18 protein-coding genes are annotated in these 16,268 nt (G+C 72.6%); 10 read left to right on the top strand and 8 right to left on the bottom strand.

Going from position 1 to position 16,268, the window contains the following annotated elements:
• Positions 1 to 42: 42 nt before the first annotated feature.
• A complete protein-coding gene (locus GA0070624_RS14270; RefSeq protein WP_091341277.1) occupies positions 43 to 2,562 on the bottom strand; it encodes a DEAD/DEAH box helicase in 2,520 nt (839 codons plus the stop codon).
• Positions 2,563 to 2,658: 96 nt separating this feature from the next.
• Complete coding sequence (gene trmB, locus GA0070624_RS14275; protein ID WP_425413506.1) at positions 2,659 to 3,366, bottom strand: tRNA (guanosine(46)-N7)-methyltransferase TrmB; 708 nt, start codon at positions 3,364 to 3,366, stop codon at positions 2,659 to 2,661.
• A gap of 128 nt (positions 3,367 to 3,494) precedes the next feature.
• Between trmB and GA0070624_RS14280 the strand changes: the two genes are divergently transcribed.
• Both GA0070624_RS14280 and GA0070624_RS14285 read left to right on the top strand, forming a co-directional pair.
• Positions 3,495 to 4,100, top strand: coding sequence for a hypothetical protein (locus GA0070624_RS14280; RefSeq protein WP_091341279.1), 606 nt, complete (start codon positions 3,495 to 3,497; stop codon positions 4,098 to 4,100).
• A gap of 3 nt (positions 4,101 to 4,103) precedes the next feature.
• Complete coding sequence (locus GA0070624_RS14285) at positions 4,104 to 4,772, top strand: class F sortase (RefSeq protein WP_091341280.1); 669 nt, start codon at positions 4,104 to 4,106, stop codon at positions 4,770 to 4,772.
• 120 nt (positions 4,773 to 4,892) lie between these two features.
• On the opposite strand, the gene GA0070624_RS14290 is transcribed toward GA0070624_RS14285, so the two are convergent.
• From GA0070624_RS14290 to GA0070624_RS14300, 3 genes are read right to left on the bottom strand one after another with little or no spacing between them, the layout of a single operon-like run.
• Positions 4,893 to 5,204 (bottom strand): antibiotic biosynthesis monooxygenase family protein, encoded by a 312-nt coding sequence (locus GA0070624_RS14290; protein WP_091341281.1) that lies wholly within the window; start codon positions 5,202 to 5,204, stop codon positions 4,893 to 4,895.
• A gap of 19 nt (positions 5,205 to 5,223) precedes the next feature.
• Entirely contained in the window at positions 5,224 to 6,021 is a 798-nt protein-coding gene (locus GA0070624_RS14295; RefSeq protein WP_091341282.1) for an exodeoxyribonuclease III, read from the bottom strand.
• A gap of 37 nt (positions 6,022 to 6,058) precedes the next feature.
• Entirely contained in the window at positions 6,059 to 6,979 is a 921-nt protein-coding gene (locus tag GA0070624_RS14300; RefSeq protein ID WP_091341283.1) for a proteasome assembly chaperone family protein, read from the bottom strand.
• A 433-nt stretch (positions 6,980 to 7,412) separates the two neighbouring features.
• Here GA0070624_RS14300 and GA0070624_RS14305 point away from each other — a divergent pair, with 433 nt between their 5' ends.
• From GA0070624_RS14305 to GA0070624_RS14335, 7 genes are all read left to right on the top strand, one after another.
• Complete coding sequence (locus GA0070624_RS14305) at positions 7,413 to 8,345, top strand: peptidase M23 (RefSeq protein ID WP_091341286.1); 933 nt, start codon at positions 7,413 to 7,415, stop codon at positions 8,343 to 8,345.
• A 67-nt stretch (positions 8,346 to 8,412) separates the two neighbouring features.
• Positions 8,413 to 9,159 (top strand): EcsC family protein, encoded by a 747-nt coding sequence (locus tag GA0070624_RS14310; RefSeq protein WP_091341287.1) that lies wholly within the window; start codon positions 8,413 to 8,415, stop codon positions 9,157 to 9,159.
• Between the two features lie 160 nt (positions 9,160 to 9,319).
• Positions 9,320 to 9,583: a DUF6343 family protein gene (locus GA0070624_RS14315; protein WP_091341288.1), complete on the top strand. Its 264-nt coding sequence runs from the start codon at positions 9,320 to 9,322 to the stop codon at positions 9,581 to 9,583.
• 12 nt (positions 9,584 to 9,595) lie between these two features.
• Positions 9,596 to 11,008, top strand: a complete 1,413-nt coding sequence (locus GA0070624_RS14320) for an NADP-dependent succinic semialdehyde dehydrogenase (protein WP_091341289.1) — start codon at positions 9,596 to 9,598, stop codon at positions 11,006 to 11,008.
• 41 nt (positions 11,009 to 11,049) lie between these two features.
• Positions 11,050 to 12,015 (top strand): TIGR03885 family FMN-dependent LLM class oxidoreductase, encoded by a 966-nt coding sequence (locus GA0070624_RS14325; RefSeq protein ID WP_091341290.1) that lies wholly within the window; start codon positions 11,050 to 11,052, stop codon positions 12,013 to 12,015.
• A 36-nt stretch (positions 12,016 to 12,051) separates the two neighbouring features.
• Positions 12,052 to 13,632, top strand: a complete 1,581-nt coding sequence (locus GA0070624_RS14330) for a Na+/H+ antiporter (protein ID WP_091341293.1) — start codon at positions 12,052 to 12,054, stop codon at positions 13,630 to 13,632.
• A 25-nt stretch (positions 13,633 to 13,657) separates the two neighbouring features.
• Entirely contained in the window at positions 13,658 to 13,915 is a 258-nt protein-coding gene (locus GA0070624_RS14335; protein ID WP_091341294.1) for a UBP-type zinc finger domain-containing protein, read from the top strand.
• 56 nt (positions 13,916 to 13,971) lie between these two features.
• On the opposite strand, the gene GA0070624_RS14340 is transcribed toward GA0070624_RS14335, so the two are convergent.
• A complete protein-coding gene (locus tag GA0070624_RS14340; RefSeq protein ID WP_091348832.1) occupies positions 13,972 to 14,505 on the bottom strand; it encodes a GNAT family N-acetyltransferase in 534 nt (177 codons plus the stop codon).
• 26 nt (positions 14,506 to 14,531) lie between these two features.
• On the opposite strand from GA0070624_RS14340, the gene GA0070624_RS36395 reads away from it, so the two are divergent.
• Positions 14,532 to 14,654 (top strand): hypothetical protein, encoded by a 123-nt coding sequence (locus GA0070624_RS36395; protein WP_281180975.1) that lies wholly within the window; start codon positions 14,532 to 14,534, stop codon positions 14,652 to 14,654.
• A 181-nt stretch (positions 14,655 to 14,835) separates the two neighbouring features.
• On the opposite strand, the gene GA0070624_RS14345 is transcribed toward GA0070624_RS36395, so the two are convergent.
• Together GA0070624_RS14345 and GA0070624_RS14350 are read right to left on the bottom strand one after the other, a co-directional pair.
• Positions 14,836 to 15,771 (bottom strand): hypothetical protein, encoded by a 936-nt coding sequence (locus tag GA0070624_RS14345; protein ID WP_091348836.1) that lies wholly within the window; start codon positions 15,769 to 15,771, stop codon positions 14,836 to 14,838.
• Between the two features lie 77 nt (positions 15,772 to 15,848).
• Complete coding sequence (locus GA0070624_RS14350) at positions 15,849 to 16,169, bottom strand: DMT family transporter (RefSeq protein ID WP_091341295.1); 321 nt, start codon at positions 16,167 to 16,169, stop codon at positions 15,849 to 15,851.
• Positions 16,170 to 16,268: the final 99 nt, after the last annotated feature.

Consider the following 16,268-nt stretch of genomic DNA (forward strand, 5'->3'; position numbering starts at 1 on the left):
GGGTGCGGTTGCGCCGCTCACCCGCCCGGCGGTGACGCCCGGTCAGGGCTGAAGCTGACCGACCTCGGTAACGCGGACCACCGCCGCACCGGCCTCATCGGAGGCGGCGAGGTCGACCTCGGCGCTGATGCCCCAGTCGTGGTCGCCCTCGGGGTCGTCGAGGATCTGCCGGACCAGCCAGCGCTCCCGGCCCTGCTCGATCATCAGCAGCGCCGGCCCGCGCGCGTCCGGCCCGACCCCGATCGAGTCGTAGGAATCGAAGTACGGCTCCAGCGCGTCCGCCCACGCGTCCGCGTTCCAGCCGTTCTCCGCATCCAGTTCCCCGAGGAGGTCCCACCGCCGCAGGGCGGCCAGCTCGACCCGGCGGAACAGCGCGTTCCGCACCAGCACCCGGAACGCCCGGGCGTTGCGGGTGACCGCCGGCGGCCGGTCGTCCAGGGAGGCGTGCGCCTCGGCCGCCTCGGCCACGTCGGACGGGTTGCGCAGCCGCTCCCACTCGTCGATCAGGCTGGAGTCGACCTGGCGGACCAGTTCGCCGAGCCATTCGATGAGGTCGACCAGCTCCTCGGTCCTGGCGTCCTCGGGGACGGTCTGCCGCAGCGCCTTGTACGCGTCGGCGAGGTAGCGCAGGACGAGGCCCTCGGACCGGGACAGCCCGTAGAACTGCACGTACTCGGTGAAGGTCATCGCCCGCTCGTACATGTCGCGGACGACGGACTTGGGGGAGAGCTGGTGGTCGGCGACCCACGGGTGGCCCTGCCGGTACATCTCGTACGCCGACTCCAGCAGCTCCGCGAGGGGCTTGGGCCAGGTGACCTCGTCGAGAAGTTCGAGGCGGGCCTCGTACTCGATGCCCTCGGCCTTCATCGCGGCGACCGCCTCGCCGCGGGCCTTGAACTGCTGCGCGGAGAGCACCTGGCGCGGGTCGTCGAGGATCGACTCGATGACGGAGAGCACGTCGAGGGCGTACGACGGGGACTCCATGTCCAGCAGCTCGACGGCGGCCAGCGCCAGCGGGGACAGCGGCTGGTTGAGCGCGAAGTCGAGCTGGAGGTCGACGGTGAGGCGGACCCGCCGGCCGGTCTCGTCCGGCTCGTCGAGCTCCTCCACGACACCCCCGGCCCGCAGCGCCCGGTAGATGGCGATGGCCCGCCGGATGTGCCTGCGCTGGGCGGCCCGGTCCTCGTGGTTGTCGGTCAGCAGGTGCCGCATCGAGGCGAACGCGTCGCCGGGGCGGCCGATGACGTTGAGCAGCATCGAGTGGCTGACCTGGAAGCTGGAGGTGAGCGGCTCCGGCTCGGCCTCGACCAGCCGTTCGAAGGTGGGCTTGCCCCACCCGACGGACCCCTCCGGCGGCTTCTTCTTGACCACCTTGCGCCGCTTCTTCGGGTCGTCGCCCGCCTTGGCCAGGGCCTTCTCGTTCTCGATGACGTGCTCGGGGGCCTGCACGACGACCCGGCCGAGGGTGTCGAAGCCGGCCCGCCCGGCCCGGCCGGCGATCTGGTGGAACTCGCGGGCCTTGAGCAGCCGGGTACGCGTCCCGTCGTACTTGGACAGGCCGGTGAAGAGCACCGTGCGGATCGGCACGTTGATGCCCACGCCGAGGGTGTCGGTGCCGCAGATGACCTTGAGCAGCCCGGCCTGGGCCAGCGTCTCCACCAGCCGGCGGTACTTGGGCAGCATGCCGGCGTGGTGCACGCCGATGCCGTGCCGGACCAGCCTCGACAGCGTCTTACCGAAGCCCGAGGTGAACCGGAACCCGCCGATCGCCTGGGCGATCATGTCCTTCTCGGCCCGGGTGCAGACATTGACGCTCATCAGCGCCTGGGCGCGTTCCAACGCGGCGGCCTGGGTGAAGTGCACCACGTAGACCGGGGCCTGCCTGGTCTCCAGCAGCTCTTCCAGCGTCTCGTGCAGCGGGGTCATCGCGTACGAGAAGAGGAGCGGGACCGGCCGCTCGGCCGAGCGGACGACGGCGGTCGGCCGCCCGGTGCGCCGGGTCAGGTCGTCGACGAAGCGGGTGGTGTCGCCGAGCGTGGCGGACATCAGGATGAACTGCGCCTGCGGCAGCTCGATCAGCGGCACCTGCCAGGCCCAGCCCCGGTCCGGCTCGGCGTAGAAGTGGAACTCGTCCATGATCACCTGGCCGACGTCGGCCCGGGTGCCCTCGCGCAGCGCGAGGTTGGCCAGGATCTCCGCGGTGCAGCAGATGATCGGCGCGTCGGCGTTGACGCTGGCGTCGCCGGTGAGCATGCCGACGTTCTCCGCGCCGAACACCTCGCAGAGGGCGAAGAACTTCTCCGAGACCAGGGCCTTGATCGGCGCGGTGTAGAAGGTGGTGCGGTCGTCGGCCAGGGCGGCGAAGTGCGCGGCGATCGCGACCAGGCTCTTGCCGGAGCCGGTCGGCGTATTCATGATCACGTTCGCCCCGGAGACGATCTCGATGACCGCCTCCTCCTGGTGGGGGTAGAGGTCGAGGCCGCGCTCCTTCGCCCAGCCGGCAAACGTGTCGTAAAGGGTGTCGGGGTCGGCGCTTCTCGGCAGCGCGGCGGTGAGCGTCATAGCCGTTCTATCGTGCCTGGATCATGGTCCGCCGCGCCAACCGGGTCGTCCGGCCCTGCTCCGCCGGGAGCGAAACCGCGTCGGCCGGGCGGCGCCTCAGCGCCGGTGGTGGACGAGGTCGAAGATCGAGCGGCCGGCGGTGAGGGCGCGGCGCTCGAACCTGGTGACCGGCCGGTGCCCCGGGCGCGGCGCGAACCCGTCGTGGGCGTCGACCAGGCCCGGGTCGGCGGCCAGGGTCTCCCGCATCGACTCGGCGTACTCGGCCCAGTCGGTGGCGCAGTGCAGCGTCCCGCCGGGGACCAGCCGGGAGCGCAGCAGCGCGACGTGCGTCGGCTGGATCAGCCGCCGCTTGTGGTGCCGGGCCTTCGGCCACGGGTCCGGAAAGAAGACGTGCACCGCTTCCAGCGAGCCCTCCGGCATCGCCCGGACCAGGTCCAACGCGTCACCCCGGGCCACCCGGACGTTGCTCAGCCCGTGCCGCTCGACCAACTCGAGCAGGTTGGCGATTCCGGGCGTGTGCACCTCAACCGCCAGATAGTGTCGGTCCGGGTCGGCCGCCGCCATCGCGGCGGTGGCGTCACCCATGCCGGAGCCGATCTCCAGCACCAGCGGGGCCCGCCGGCCGAACGGCGCCGTCGCATCGAACGGCCCGTCGGGGGCGCCGATGTCCAGGCCGTACGCGGGCCAGAGCCGCTGCAGCGCGTCGCGCTGGCGGTCGCTCATCCGGCCGCGGCGGGGATGGAAGGTGCGGATCGGGGCGGCGTGGACCGGCCGTGCGGTGAGGGTCTGGTCGGTGGAGGTCACAGCGATTCGAGCGTACGCGACGGTTCCGCGGATCGGATGTGAGGTGCGGCCGGGGGTGAGAGGATTCATCCCGTACGGCAGGACGGGCGGCCCGCTGCCCGGTACCGCCTCCGGCGCCGGGAGGGGACATGGTGTCAGTCACACGACGCACGGCGTCGGTGATCGCGTGCGCCGCGTTCGCCGCCCTCCTGTTCGGGGCGGCCCCGGCCCTGGCCGGCCCGCTCCCCGTCGCCGAGCCGGCGCCCACCGCGCAGCCGCCGGCAGACGTGATCTTCGTGGAGGTGACACCGAGCACGGTCGAGGCCGGCTTCCTGGTCGGCATCCGGGCGAGCTGCCGGGAGAACTCGGTGCCCGCCATCGTGGTCTCGGACGCCTTCGGCCGGATCCAGGTGCAGCCGCAGCGGGGGTTGCTGACCGCCTCGCCGATGGTGAAGGAGCGCGCCCTTCCCGGCAGCTACCGGGTCAAGCTGGAGTGCCCGGGCGGTCAGAGCGCCTCGACGATGCTCCAGGTGGTGCGGGGCGTCCAGCGCAGCCGCGGGCCGGCGAGCGACCCCGGTCCCGGGCCGGCGACCGCCCCCAGCCGCGGGCCGGCGACCGGCTTCGGCGGCACCGCCGGATTCAACCTCGGTAACCTGCTGGTACCCCTGGGACTGGCGCTGACCCTGGCCGGGGTGATCGTCGGCCTGGTGGCGCTGCGCCGCCCCCGTACCGTCCGTGGCGCCGCGCGACGGTGAGCCATGGCCAGCCACTCCGCCCCGCAGCCGGCCGCCCGCGTGGCGCGCCGCGACCGGCGGCCGGGGCGTCGCCCCTGGTCGGCGCCGCTGGCGGTGGTGCTGGTGCTGGTCGGCGTCTTCGCCACCGGGGCCGGGCTGGGCCGCACCGTCGGGCCGTTCGACTGGGCCGCTGAGGTCCCGCGCCAGTCGCGCGAGCGGGGCGAGCTTCAGGCCAGCCGACCGGTGAGCCTCTCCGTCCCGGCGATCAAGGTCACCGCCCCGGTGATGCGGGTCGGGCAGGCCCGGGACGGCTCCATCGACGTGCCGCCGCTGAGCAAGCACAACGACGCCGGCTGGTACGACAAGGGCCCGACTCCGGGCGAGCCGGGCCGGGCGATCATCGTCGGGCACGTGGACACCAAGAGCGGCCCGGCGGTCTTCTACAACCTGGGCAAGCTCAAGCCTGGCGACCGGATCGAGGTGACCCGGTCGGACCGGAGCGTGGTGATCTTCAAGGTCGACACGGTCGAGCACTTCGACAAGGCGGAACTGCCCGCCGACCGGGTGTACGGCGACGAGGGCCCGCCGGGGCTGCGGCTGATCACCTGCGGCGGCGAGTGGGTCGGCGGGAGGACCGGCTACCGGGACAACGTCATCGCCTTCGCGTCCCTTGTGGACACTCGCCAGCCCTGACCGTCATTGCCGCGTTCGAGGCCGAGAGCAATATGACTCTCCGGCATGTTCATGACTCTCAGGCATATCGCTGCTGAGGCATATGGGGACCGCGCAAGGGGCAGGGCCAAAGTGACGGCCTCAGCCCTTGCCGGGCACCTGCTGGACCACCTCGAACTCCAGCAGCGTGGCCCCGGTGGCGACCGGCCGGCGCTGCTCGCCACCGGCGTGCGCGGCCCGGGACGGCCCGGAGGCCCACGCCTGGTACGCCTCCTCCGATTCCCACTTCGTGTAGACGAAGTAGCGGCTCTCCCCGGCGACCGGGCGGAGCAGTTCGAAGCCGAGGAAGCCGGGCGAGTTCTCCACGGCGCCGGCCCGGGCGGCGAACCGCTTTTCCAGTTCCTCACCGGCGCCGGGCGGGACGTCGATCGCGTTGATCTTCACGACTGCCATGCGACCCACCCTAACCGCCTCAGAACGCCTCGACGGCCGGGACCAGGTCGGCGTCGACCACGATCGGCGCGTGATCGGAAGGGCCCTTGCCCTTGCGGGCCTCGCGGTCCACGTAGGCGCTGCGGACCGCGCGGGCGAACGGCGCCGAGGCGTACACCAGGTCGATCCGCATGCCCTTGTTCTGGTGGAACATGCCGGCCCGGTAGTCCCAGTAGGTGAAGGGGTGCGGGCCCTTCATCGGGGTGGGGACCACGTCGCTGAGCCCGAGGTCGCGCAGCGCCGCCAGGGCTGCCCGCTCGGCCGGGGTGACGTGGGTGGAGGTGACGAAGAGGGCCGGGTCCCACACGTCGGCGTCGGTCGGCGCGACGTTGAAGTCACCGCAGACGGCCAGCGGCAGCCCGGTGGTCAGCTCCGGTTCGAGCGCGTCCCGCAGCGCCGCCAACCAGGCCAGCTTGTACGCGTAGTGCGGGTCGACGGGCGTGCGCCCGTTCGGTACGTAGACCGACCAGACCCGCAGCCTGTCGCAGGTGGCCGAGATCGACCGGGCCTCCGGCTCCGGGAACCCGGGCTCGCCGGGGAAACCGACCGCCACGTCGGCCAGCCCGACCCGGGACAGGATCGCCACCCCGTTCCACCGGCCGTCGCTGTGGCTGGCCGCCTCGTAGCCCAGCTCACCCACCTCGGCCACCGGGAACGCCCCGTCGGGGCACTTGGTCTCCTGGAGGCAGACGACGTCGGGTTTCGTGGTGGCCAGCCAGTCGAGGAGCCGGGGCAGGCGGGCCTTCACCGAGTTCACGTTCCACGTCGCCAGGCGCATGGCTCCAGCCTGCCGCATCGGCGGCCGACTCGCCGGGTCAGCTCCCCGGGGTGTCGTTCGGGCGGGTCTGCTCGGCGAGGAAGCGTTCCAGCTCGGCGCCGAGTTCGTCGGCGGTGGGCAGTGGGCCGGTCTCAGGGGTCAGCAGATTCTTTTCACCGCGACCCCGGGCGAACGCGTCGTACTGCTCCTCCAGGGCCTGGACCAGGGTGGCCGCCTCCTCGGTCTGGGCGACCTGCCGGTCGATCTCCACCCGGACCACCTCGGCGGCCGCGCGCAGCCCGTCCCGGGGCAGCAGCAGGCCGGTGCTGCGCGACACCGAGGCGAGCAGCACCTCGGCCGCGGCCGGGTACTCGGTCTGGGCGACGTAGTGCGGCACGTGCGCGGCGAAGCCGAGCGCGTCGCGGCCCTGCTCGCCGAGGCGGAACTCCAGCAGGTGCCCGACGCTGCCCGGGACCTGCACCCGCTGCAGCCACGGCTCGTAGCCGGCGATCAGTTCCCGCCGGGTGGCGTGGGCGGTCACCCCGCTGGGGCGGGTGTGCGGCACCGCCATCGGGATGGAGTTGAGCCCGACGGTGAGCCGGACGTCCAGCCGGGCGGTGAGGCCGGCGACCGCGGCCACGAACCGCTCCCACTGCAGGTCCGGCTCGGGCCCGGTGAGCAGCAGGAAGGGGGTCTCGTCATCGTCGTGGAGCAGGTGCAGCGCCAGCTCCGGGGCGTCGTACTCGGCCCAGCGGTCCTCGACAAAGGTCATCATCGGGCGGCGGGAGCGGTAGTCGAAGAGCTGGTCGACGTCGAAGCGGGCGATCGGGCGCGCCTCGAGGGAGGTGAGCAGCTGCTCCCGGGCCAGCCGGGTGGCGCTGCCGGCGTCGACGAAGCCGGTGAGCGCCTGGATCAGCACCGGTTGACCGAGGTCGGGCAGATCGTCGGCGAGTTCGTAGAGCTCGTGTGGGTCGAGCACCGGTTGGGACCTCCCTGGAAACGCGCGTACGGCGGCCGTGCGTGGACGGCACCCGGTTCGGGCAACGTACCGCCAATAGTGATCCATTCCGTTCCGGGTGGGTCCGGTGGGCAATGGATGATCACAATTCGGCGAACCGGGTGATCAAATCGGGGCGAACCCACTGATCTTCCCTGACCGCCAGGCCGGAAGGTCGAGTCATCCTTCGCCCGAAAGTATGAGTTAGTTGATCATCGGGGGGTGGGTGGCCGGACGCGTGGTAGCTGCCTTCGAGCACACGCCTCGTGCCCGGTTGGAGGTTTGCCGGTTCCGCGAGGTTTGTGTCGATCGCCGTCGCTGCCGTACACGAGGTCCGGCTTCAATGGGCAAGAATGTGGCCAGGACCACTCGGTCACGCTGGGTCACCAGCGTTCCACCTGCCTAGCCTCGTCGAATGCGTAACGACGGCACCCTCGACGACCACGACGGCCTCGGCGGCTCGGCTGACCGTTCGGACGATACCCACTCCACCGATCGGTCAACCACGCCTCTCGAGCGCCTCGCCTCCCGGTTCGACCTCGCAGCCCGGCTCGACTTCCTCCGTACCCGCTTCGGCGGCCTGACAAACCCCCTCACCGATCGGCCCGGCCGGGCCCGCGTGGCGGTGGCCACCGGCGCGGTCTGCTGCCTCGGCCTGGTGGGCCTCGCCCAGGTCGGCGCCGGCGCCGCCGGCGATTCCGAGGCGCCGGCCCAGCCGGTGGAGGCCGCCCAGCCGGTGCAGGCCGCCCCGCGGGCGACCGAGGACGCCGCCTCCCGGGACGCTGATCGCCAGTCGTCCGCGCCGGTCGCCCAGACGGCCGACCCGGATGTCGCGAAGCCCGAGGACGAGAAGCCCGAGGACAAGAAGCCCGAGGACAAGAAGCCCGAGGACAAGCCGAAGCCGAAGGAGATCGCCCCGGTTGCCGGGCTGGACAAGGCCCAGATGGACAACGCCGAGGCGATCGTCAAGGCCGGCCAGGAGATGGGCGTGCCCCGCCGGGCGCTGGTCATCGCGGTTGCCACCGCCATGCAGGAGAGCAACCTCTACAACTACGCCAGCGGTGTGCTGCCCGAGTCGCAGAACTACCCGCACCAGGCGATCGGCTGGGACCACGACTCGGTCGGCCTGTTCCAGCAGCGCCCGAGCAGCGGGTGGGGGTCGGTGCCCGACCTGATGAAGCCGGAGTTCGCCACCCGGCAGTTCCTCACCGCCCTGGTTGCGGTCCCCGGCTGGCAGGACATGCCGCTGACCCTCGCCGCCCAGACCGTGCAGGTCTCCGCCTTCCCCTGGGCCTACGCCCAGCACGAGTGGCGGGCCAACGAGGTGGTCAACGCAATCGCCGGCTGACCGCGGGTACCCGGCACCGCCCGGTCGCGGGTACACATGATGGGGAGAATCGACAGGAGGAGCCCTCGTGACCGACTCCGCGCCCGTCGACGGCGAGTCCGCCGTCCCCACGCCGCCCGCGGTGACGCCGGCCGCGCCGCCGGACGCCCCTGAGGCGCCGCCGGCCAGGCTCTGGGACCGGATGCGGGAGGACCCGCAGTACGCCCCGGAGCACCTGGCCCTGGAGGCCGTTCGCCGGCTCGGGCCGGAGGCGGCGCACTGGGCCGCCCGGGAACGCTCGGAGCGACCCGACTTCCCCGCCGACGAACTGGCCGACCAGGCGGTCCGCCGGTTCGTCAACCACGCCCGGCTCTCCGGCGCGGTCTCCGGCGCCGCCGGGCTGCCCGGCGCGGTGATCGACGTGGGCGTGCTGGCCTGGACCCAGGCCCGGCTGGTGCTGCACGTCGCAGCGGCGTACGGCGTCGACCCGGTGCATCCGGACCGGGCCACCGACCTGCTGGTGCTGCAGAAGGTGCACAAGGTCGCCGAGACCGCGCGGCTCGCCCTCGGGGTGGCCGCCGGCCGGGAACGCGCCGGGGCGCTCTTCGGCAAGGCCGGGGAGCGCCCGATCGGCAGGGTGATGCTCCAGTTGGGCGTACGGCTGGCGCAGATGGCCGGGGTGCGGGCGGCGAAGCGAATCTTCGCCAAGGTGGTCCCCGGCGCGGCGATCATCCTCGGCACCTGGGCCAACTCCTCGGCGACCAGGGACCTCGCCGAGCGGGCCCGCGCCCTCTACCGCAACGGCCCTGAGGGCCTGCTCAACCGACGTCTCTGACGGACTCCGACGGAGCCGCTCGCGCCCGGTCAACCCCTCAAAAACGGCGTGGTACGCGACCGCTCCGCCAGGGCGCCGGCTCGTTACCCCCGTCCGTCGCCGGGTCAGGTGGGAGGACCGGGGCAGGTTAGCCGCCACGGGGGCCGGGTAGCACGAAGAAATGACGCGATCACAGCCCCGCGGTGCCCGTGGCACCGTCGGCCACGCGTACAGCGCGCTGAACATGCGGCTCGCGCTCGCCATCTTCGGCCTGGTGACCATGACCATCTTCGCGGTGCTGGCCTTCCGGGCCGGCGTGGCCGGGCTGGGCGTCCTCTGCGCGGTCTTGGCCGTCGTGGCCCTGGTCGACCTGTTCGTCATCCAGCGCCGCCGCGCCGCCCGCCACCGCGAGGAGCCGGGTAAGCGGCACTCACTCTTCGAGTGACAGGAGTACGAGATGCCCATCGCCACCATCAACCCGGTCAATGGACAGGTGCTCAAGACGTACGACCCGATGTCGGACGAGCAGATCGACGCCGCCATCGAACGGGCCGATCTGGCCTTCCGGCAGCTGCGCGGCACCACGATCGCCCAACGGGGGCAGTGGCTCACCGCCGCGGCCGACCTGCTCGACGCCGAGCGCGACGAGACCGCCCGGCTGATGACCACCGAGATGGGCAAGACGTACGCGGCGGCGAAGGCCGAGGTGACCAAGTGCGCCACCGCCTGCCGGTTCTACGCCGCGAACGCGGAGCAGATGCTCGCCGACGAACCGGCCGACGCCGGCGCGGTGAAGGCGACCCGGGCGTTCATCCGCTACCAGCCGATCGGGGCGGTGCTCGCGGTGATGCCGTGGAACTTCCCGCTCTGGCAGGTGATGCGCTTCGCCGCGCCGGCGTTGATGGCCGGCAACACCGGCCTGCTCAAGCACGCCTCCAATGTTCCGCAGGCTGCGCTCTATTTGGAGGACCTGTTCCGGCGGGCCGGCTTCCCGGAGGGCGCGTTCACCACGCTGCTGGTCGGCTCGGACGCGGTCGACCGGATCCTCCGCGACCCGCGGGTCCGGGCCGCCACGCTGACCGGCAGCGAGGGCGCCGGCCGCTCGATCGCCCAGATCGCCGGCCGCGAGCTGAAGAAGACGGTGCTGGAGCTGGGCGGCAGCGACCCGTTCGTGGTGATGCCCTCGGCCGATTTGGACCAGGCCGCCGAGGTGGCCACCACCGCCCGCTGCCAGAACAACGGCCAGTCCTGCATCGCGGCCAAGCGCTTCATCGTCCACACCGACATCTTCGACGCGTTCGCGCAGAAGTTCACCGAGCGGATGTGCGCGCTGCGGGTCGGCGACCCGATGGAGGACGGGACCGAGATCGGGCCGCTGGCCACCGAGCGCGGCCGCGACGAGGTGCACGCCCAGGTGCGGGACGCGGTGGACAAGGGCGCGACCGTCCTCTGCGGCGGCGAGCTGCCCTCCGGCGACGGCTGGTACTACCCGCCGACCATCGTGACCGACCTGCGGCCGGAGATGCGGATGTGGTCCGAGGAGGTCTTCGGGCCGGTCGCCGGGCTGTTCCGGGTGTCGTCCTACGAGGAGGCGATCGAGGTGGCCAACGGCACCAAGTTCGGCCTCGGCTCGAACGCCTGGACCCGGGACCCGCAGGAGCAGGAGCGCTTCGCCACCGACCTGGACGCCGGCAGCGTCTTCATCAACGGTATGACCACCTCCTTCCCGCAGCTGCCCTTCGGCGGGGTGAAGAACTCGGGTTACGGACGGGAGCTCTCGGCGCTGGGCATGCGGGAGTTCTGCAACATCAAGACCGTCTGGATGGGCGAGGGCGCACCGTCGGCCGGTGCCGGCGCGCACGCCGAGTAGCAGCGATTGGCCGAACGCCGTCATGGGTAGGAGTTGCGCCCATGACGGCGTTCGGCTTTCACGCGTCCCACGAGCAGATCCACCCGCGCAAGCTGCTGGAGGCGGTGAGCCACGCCGAGCGGGCCGGCTTCGACGCCGCCATGTCCTCCGACCACTTCTCCCCGTGGAGCGCCCGGCAGGGCCAGTCCGGCTTCGCCTGGTCCTGGCTGGGATCCGCCCTGCAGGCCACCAACCTGCCGTTCGGCGTGGTCAACGCCCCCGGCCAGCGCTACCACCCGGCGATCATCGCGCAGGCCATCGGCACTCTCGGCGCGATGTACCCGGGGCGGTTCTGGGCGGCCCTGGGCACCGGCGAGGCGAGCAACGAGCACATCACCGGCGACGGCTGGCCGCGCAAGGACATCCGCAACGCGCGGCTGCGCGAGTGCGTCGACATCATCCGGTCGCTGCTCGCCGGTGAGGAGGTCAGCCACGACGGCCTGGTCCGGGTCGACCGGGCGAAGCTGTGGACCCGGCCCGAGCAGCCGCCGGCGCTGATCGGCGCGGCGGTCGGCGTGGCCACCGCCCGCTGGTGCGCGGAATGGGCGGACGGTCTGATCACCGTCAACGCGCCGATCGACCACCTGCGCCAGATGATCGACGCGTACCGGGACGCCGGCGGGCGGGGGCCTTTGCACCTCCAGGTGCACGTGAGCTGGGCGCCGGAGCAGTCCGAGGCCGAGGCCATCGCGTACGACCAGTGGCGCAGCAACGTCTTCGCCCCGCCGGTCTGCTGGGATCTGGAGCTGGCCGAGCACTTCGATGTGGTCAGCCAGGACGTGCCGATGGAGAAGGTCACCGCCACGGTCAACGTCTCCGCCGACCTGGGGCGGCACGCCGGCTGGCTGGAGCGGTACGTGGAGCTCGGCTTCGACCAGATCGCCCTGCACCACGTCGGGCAGGAGCAGCGGGCCTTCATCGACGCGTTCGGCGCCGAGGTCCTGCCGAAGCTGCGCAGCGCCGCCTGATCTCGGTGCGCCGCGGCGCCGCCTAGGCTCGTACCCATGGAGCCCTTGATCGAGGTCGTGTTCTTCCTCGCGATCGCGACGTTCGGCGTGGCGCTGGCCCGGCGGCTGGGCCTGCTCGCCCCGATCCTGCTGGTCGTGCTCGGCCTCGGACTCTCCTTCGTGCCGGGCTTCCCCCAGGTCCGGCTCGACCCCGATCTCGTGCTGACGGGCATCCTGCCGCCGCTGCTCTACGTGGCGGCCCTGAAGACCTCGGTGCCGGCGTTCCGGCTCAACCTGCGGCCGATCCTGCTGCTGGCGGTGGGGCTGGTGCTCTTCACCGCGTTCGTGGTGGGCACCGTCGTGCACCTGTTCCTGCCCCAGGTGCCGTACGCGATCTGCCTGGCCCTCGGTGCGGTGGTCGCGCCGCCCGACGCGATCGCCGCCACCGCGGTGGCCCGGCGGGTCGGGCTGCCCCGCCGGGTGGTGACCATCCTCGAGGGGGAGAGCCTGGTCAACGACGCGACCGCGCTGGTGCTGCTGCGGGTGGCGATCGTCGCCGCGACCGCGGCCAACGGGGGCGTCGGCTTCGGGGACGTGGCCCGTGAGGTCCTGGTCTCCACCGGCGGCGGCATCCTCGTCGGGGTGCTCGGCGTGGTGGTCTTCGGCTTCCTGCACAAGCGGATCACCGACCCGGTGCTGGACAACGCGCTGTCGCTGATCGTCCCGTTCGCGGTCGTCTTCGTCGCCGAGGAGATCCACGCCTCCGGAGTGGTCGCGGTGGTGGTGACCGGCCTCGGCATCGGCCACAAGCAGCCGCTGCTGATGTCGGCCGCCTCCCGGCTGCAGGTCGCCGCGTTCTGGCGGCTCACCCAGTTCCTGCTGGAGGGGCTGGTCTTCCTGCTCGTCGGCCTCCAGCTCCGGGAGGTCCTGCGCGACCTGAACGAGCCCTTCGGCTTCCTCGCCGGGATCACCGTCGCCGTGCTGCTGGCCGTCTTCCTGACCCGCTTCGTCTGGCTCTTCCCCGCCACCTACCTGCCCCGGCTGGTGCCCCGGGTCCGGCACCGGGACCCGGCGCCACCGGTGCAGGCCCCGATCGTCATCGGCTGGGCCGGGATGCGCGGCGTTGTCACCCTCGCGGCCGCGCTCGCCCTGCCGCTCACCCTGGCCGAGGGCCGGCCCTACCCGCGGCCGCTCTTCATCTGGCTCGCGTTCGCGGTGATCGTGGTGACCCTGGTCGCCCAGGGCGCCACCCTGCCGGCCGTGGCCCGCCGGCTGAAGCTGCCGCCGGACGACCCGGTGCGGGACGCGCTCTCCGCCGCCGGGGTCCAGCAGCAGGCCAGCCGGGCCGCGCGGAACCGCCTCGATGAACTGGCCGACACCGCGCCGCAGGCGGTGGTGGACCGGCTGCGCCGGGCGCTGGAGGACCGCACCAACCTGGCGTGGGAGCGGTTGGGAGGCATCGAGCGGGAAACCCCGTCCCAGGCGTACGGTCGGCTGCGGCAGGAGATGATCGACGCCGAGCGGGAGGTGTACCGGGCCGCCCGGGACTCGGGGAAGATCCCCGAGGAGGTGCTGGTGCGGGCCTACCGTGACCTGGACCTGGAGGAGTCGTTGCTGCGCCAGGAGATCGCCGAGTGAGCCGGGTCGAGGGGGAGAGGGACGGATGAGCTGTCAGCACCTGACCGAGGCGGGGACGGCCGAACCGCAGACCACCGAGGAGTGCCCGGACTGCGTCGCCGTCGGCAACGCCGACTGGGTGCACCTGCGGTGCTGCCTGACCTGCGGGCACGTCGGCTGCTGCGACTCCTCGCCGCTCCAGCACGCGACGAAGCACTTCGAGGCCACCGGGCACCCGGTGATGCGCTCGATCCAGCCGGGGGAGGCGTGGCGCTGGTGCTTCGTGGACGAGGAGATCGGCTGACCGGCCGCCGCCCCGGCGCGACGGGAGGCACGCTGGGCGGCGCCGTCCCGACCGCCTCAGTCCAGCCGGCGGGCGAGGACCTGACCCGGCCAGGGCTCCCGGCCCGGCCGCTCGACGGTGAACGGGTCGGTGGCGGTGAAGCCGCAGCCCTCGTAGAAGCGGACCAGCGCCCGGTCGTCGCCGCCGTAGCAGTCCACCCGGAGCAGCCCCAGGCCGCGCGCCCGGGCCAGGTCGGCAGCGTGCGCCAGCAGCCTCGCCCCGATCGCCAGCCCGGCGTACGCCCGGTCGGTGACCAGCAGGTTCACGTACAGCTCCGGCTCGGTGGCCGGCGGGACGTAGTCGGTGGCCGCGCCGACCACCAGCGCGCCGATCGGGGCGTCGCCGAGCATGGCCAGGTGCAGGCCACCGCTGCTCGCCCAGGTATCGGCCTGGGCGATCCGGCGTGGGTCGGTGGACGCCGGCTCGGTGCCCCACTGGCCGGTCCGCCCGCGCGCGACCAGCCACGCGGTGGCGCTGTCGAGCAGGCGCAGGATGGTGGCCGCGTCGGCCGGGCCGCCGGGCCGGATGGTGAGCGTCTGCTGGTCGGTCATGGTCGCCATGCTGCTACACGCCGGCGGTGGGACGATCATCGGCCGGCGACTGCTCGACCATGTGGCCGGGTGGGCCGCCGACTGCCGAGGCCGCGATGGGCCTGGACCTCGCCGAACGGGTCGCCATGCGCCGCGCCCTCCTCGGGTGACCTGTTTTCCTGAGCGGTATGGGAGCTTCGGTTTGATCCGGCTGCTCGCTCGGGTCACTGTCGTACTCCGCGTTACGCCATGCCTGCGCTTCCGACGACGGGCCGAGCGGTGAGCCGGGAGCTGGCCCGCAGACTCCACAGTGCAGCCACCTGAGGAACGTCGGGTGCCGTTGAACGCGACTCAGCTCCCGCCGGCGGACCCGCCGCAGGCGATGAGGCGTTCGGTGGCGAGGCAGGAGATGAGGCAGCGTTCCTTGGCGTCGCCGGTCAGCCGGGCGGTCCAGTCGGTGAGGCCGCCGTCGCCGAGTTCGAGGGTGCCGTCGAGGGCGGTGATCCGCAGCGCACAACCGGCGTAGTAGCCGCGACCGCGCTCCCGGTCCGGCTCGTCCAGCAGCGGCACCTCGTCGGCGGCGAGCGCCGGTCGGACCGTGTCGGTCAACCGTTCCCGGATGACCGGGTGGTCGAAGACCGTGACGTGCAGCCGGGGCGCGGCCGAGGGTGCCAGGTCGGCGAGGACCGTCTGCCAGTAGGCGAGGTGCCGGACGAGCAGCCGGGCCTCGGTGATCCCTGAGCCGACGTCCCGGGCGCTGGACACCAGGGCGAACAGCCGGAAGTGCGCGGAGAACCCGGACCCGAAGTCCTGGGCCCGCAACACGCGGTGCGCCGCGGCCAGGTGCACCTCCCCGGTCGGTGGCTGATTCCGGCGACGGGTGGCCGCCTCCACCGCGAGGGCGTTGGTGGGATCGCTCAGCACCTCGGCCGCGCGCATGGTGGTGACGATCCGGTTCTGGGCGACCGGAGCGACGGCCGAGCAGGTGCCGACGGGGGCGACCGGGGAGAGCTCCACCCCGTCGACGTCGGCCGGCAGCAGCCGCCACATGCGCGCCTCCACCGCCGCCAGCGCGCGCGGGTCGACCGCCGCCGGGCGAACGAAGCGATCCTCCCGCCAGCGGCGCACGACGTCCGCCGGGCGCACCCTCGCGACGCGATCCCGGGCCACGGTCAGCAGCAGCGTGCGCAGGTCCGCGGCGGGAAGGCCGGCCAGCGCCGCCCGTGCCCCCGCCGGCATCGCCGCCCACACCCGCCGCTCCGCGTCGGAGAGCTCATCCCCGTCCATGGCCGCCACCATCGCGTACGTGGGCGGTCGCTTCCACCGGATTACGGCTGTCCCGCCGTCCGTCGGCCGGGCCGGGCTCAGTGGGCGCCGCCGAGGTTGAGCACGACGACGCCGGCGATCACCAGGCCAGCGCCGACGACCTTGGCGAGGCTCAGCGGCTCGCCCAGGAAGGCCGCGCCGATGGCCATGATCGCGGCGGTGCCGAGCCCGGACCATACGGCGTAGGCCACGCCTACGGGGATCTCCTTGACCGCCAGGGAGAGCAGCCCGAACGCCGCCAGGTAAGCCACCGCCAGACCGAGCGTCGGCCAGAGTCGGGTGAAGCCGTCCGTCGCCTTGAGCAGGCTCGTGCCGATCACCTCGGCGGTGATCGCGGCCAGCAGGAACAGGTACGCCACGGGTCTCCTCCCGATGCGGCGGCACGGACCGGACGACCGTAACCCCCGGCCGGCCGAGCGTCCTGTTCGAACTGCGGCGTCCGGCGCTGCCGCGCCCAG

Origin of the sequence: Micromonospora rhizosphaerae, assembly GCF_900091465.1 — a bacterium.
Classification (GTDB): Bacteria; Actinomycetota; Actinomycetes; order Mycobacteriales; family Micromonosporaceae; genus Micromonospora; species Micromonospora rhizosphaerae.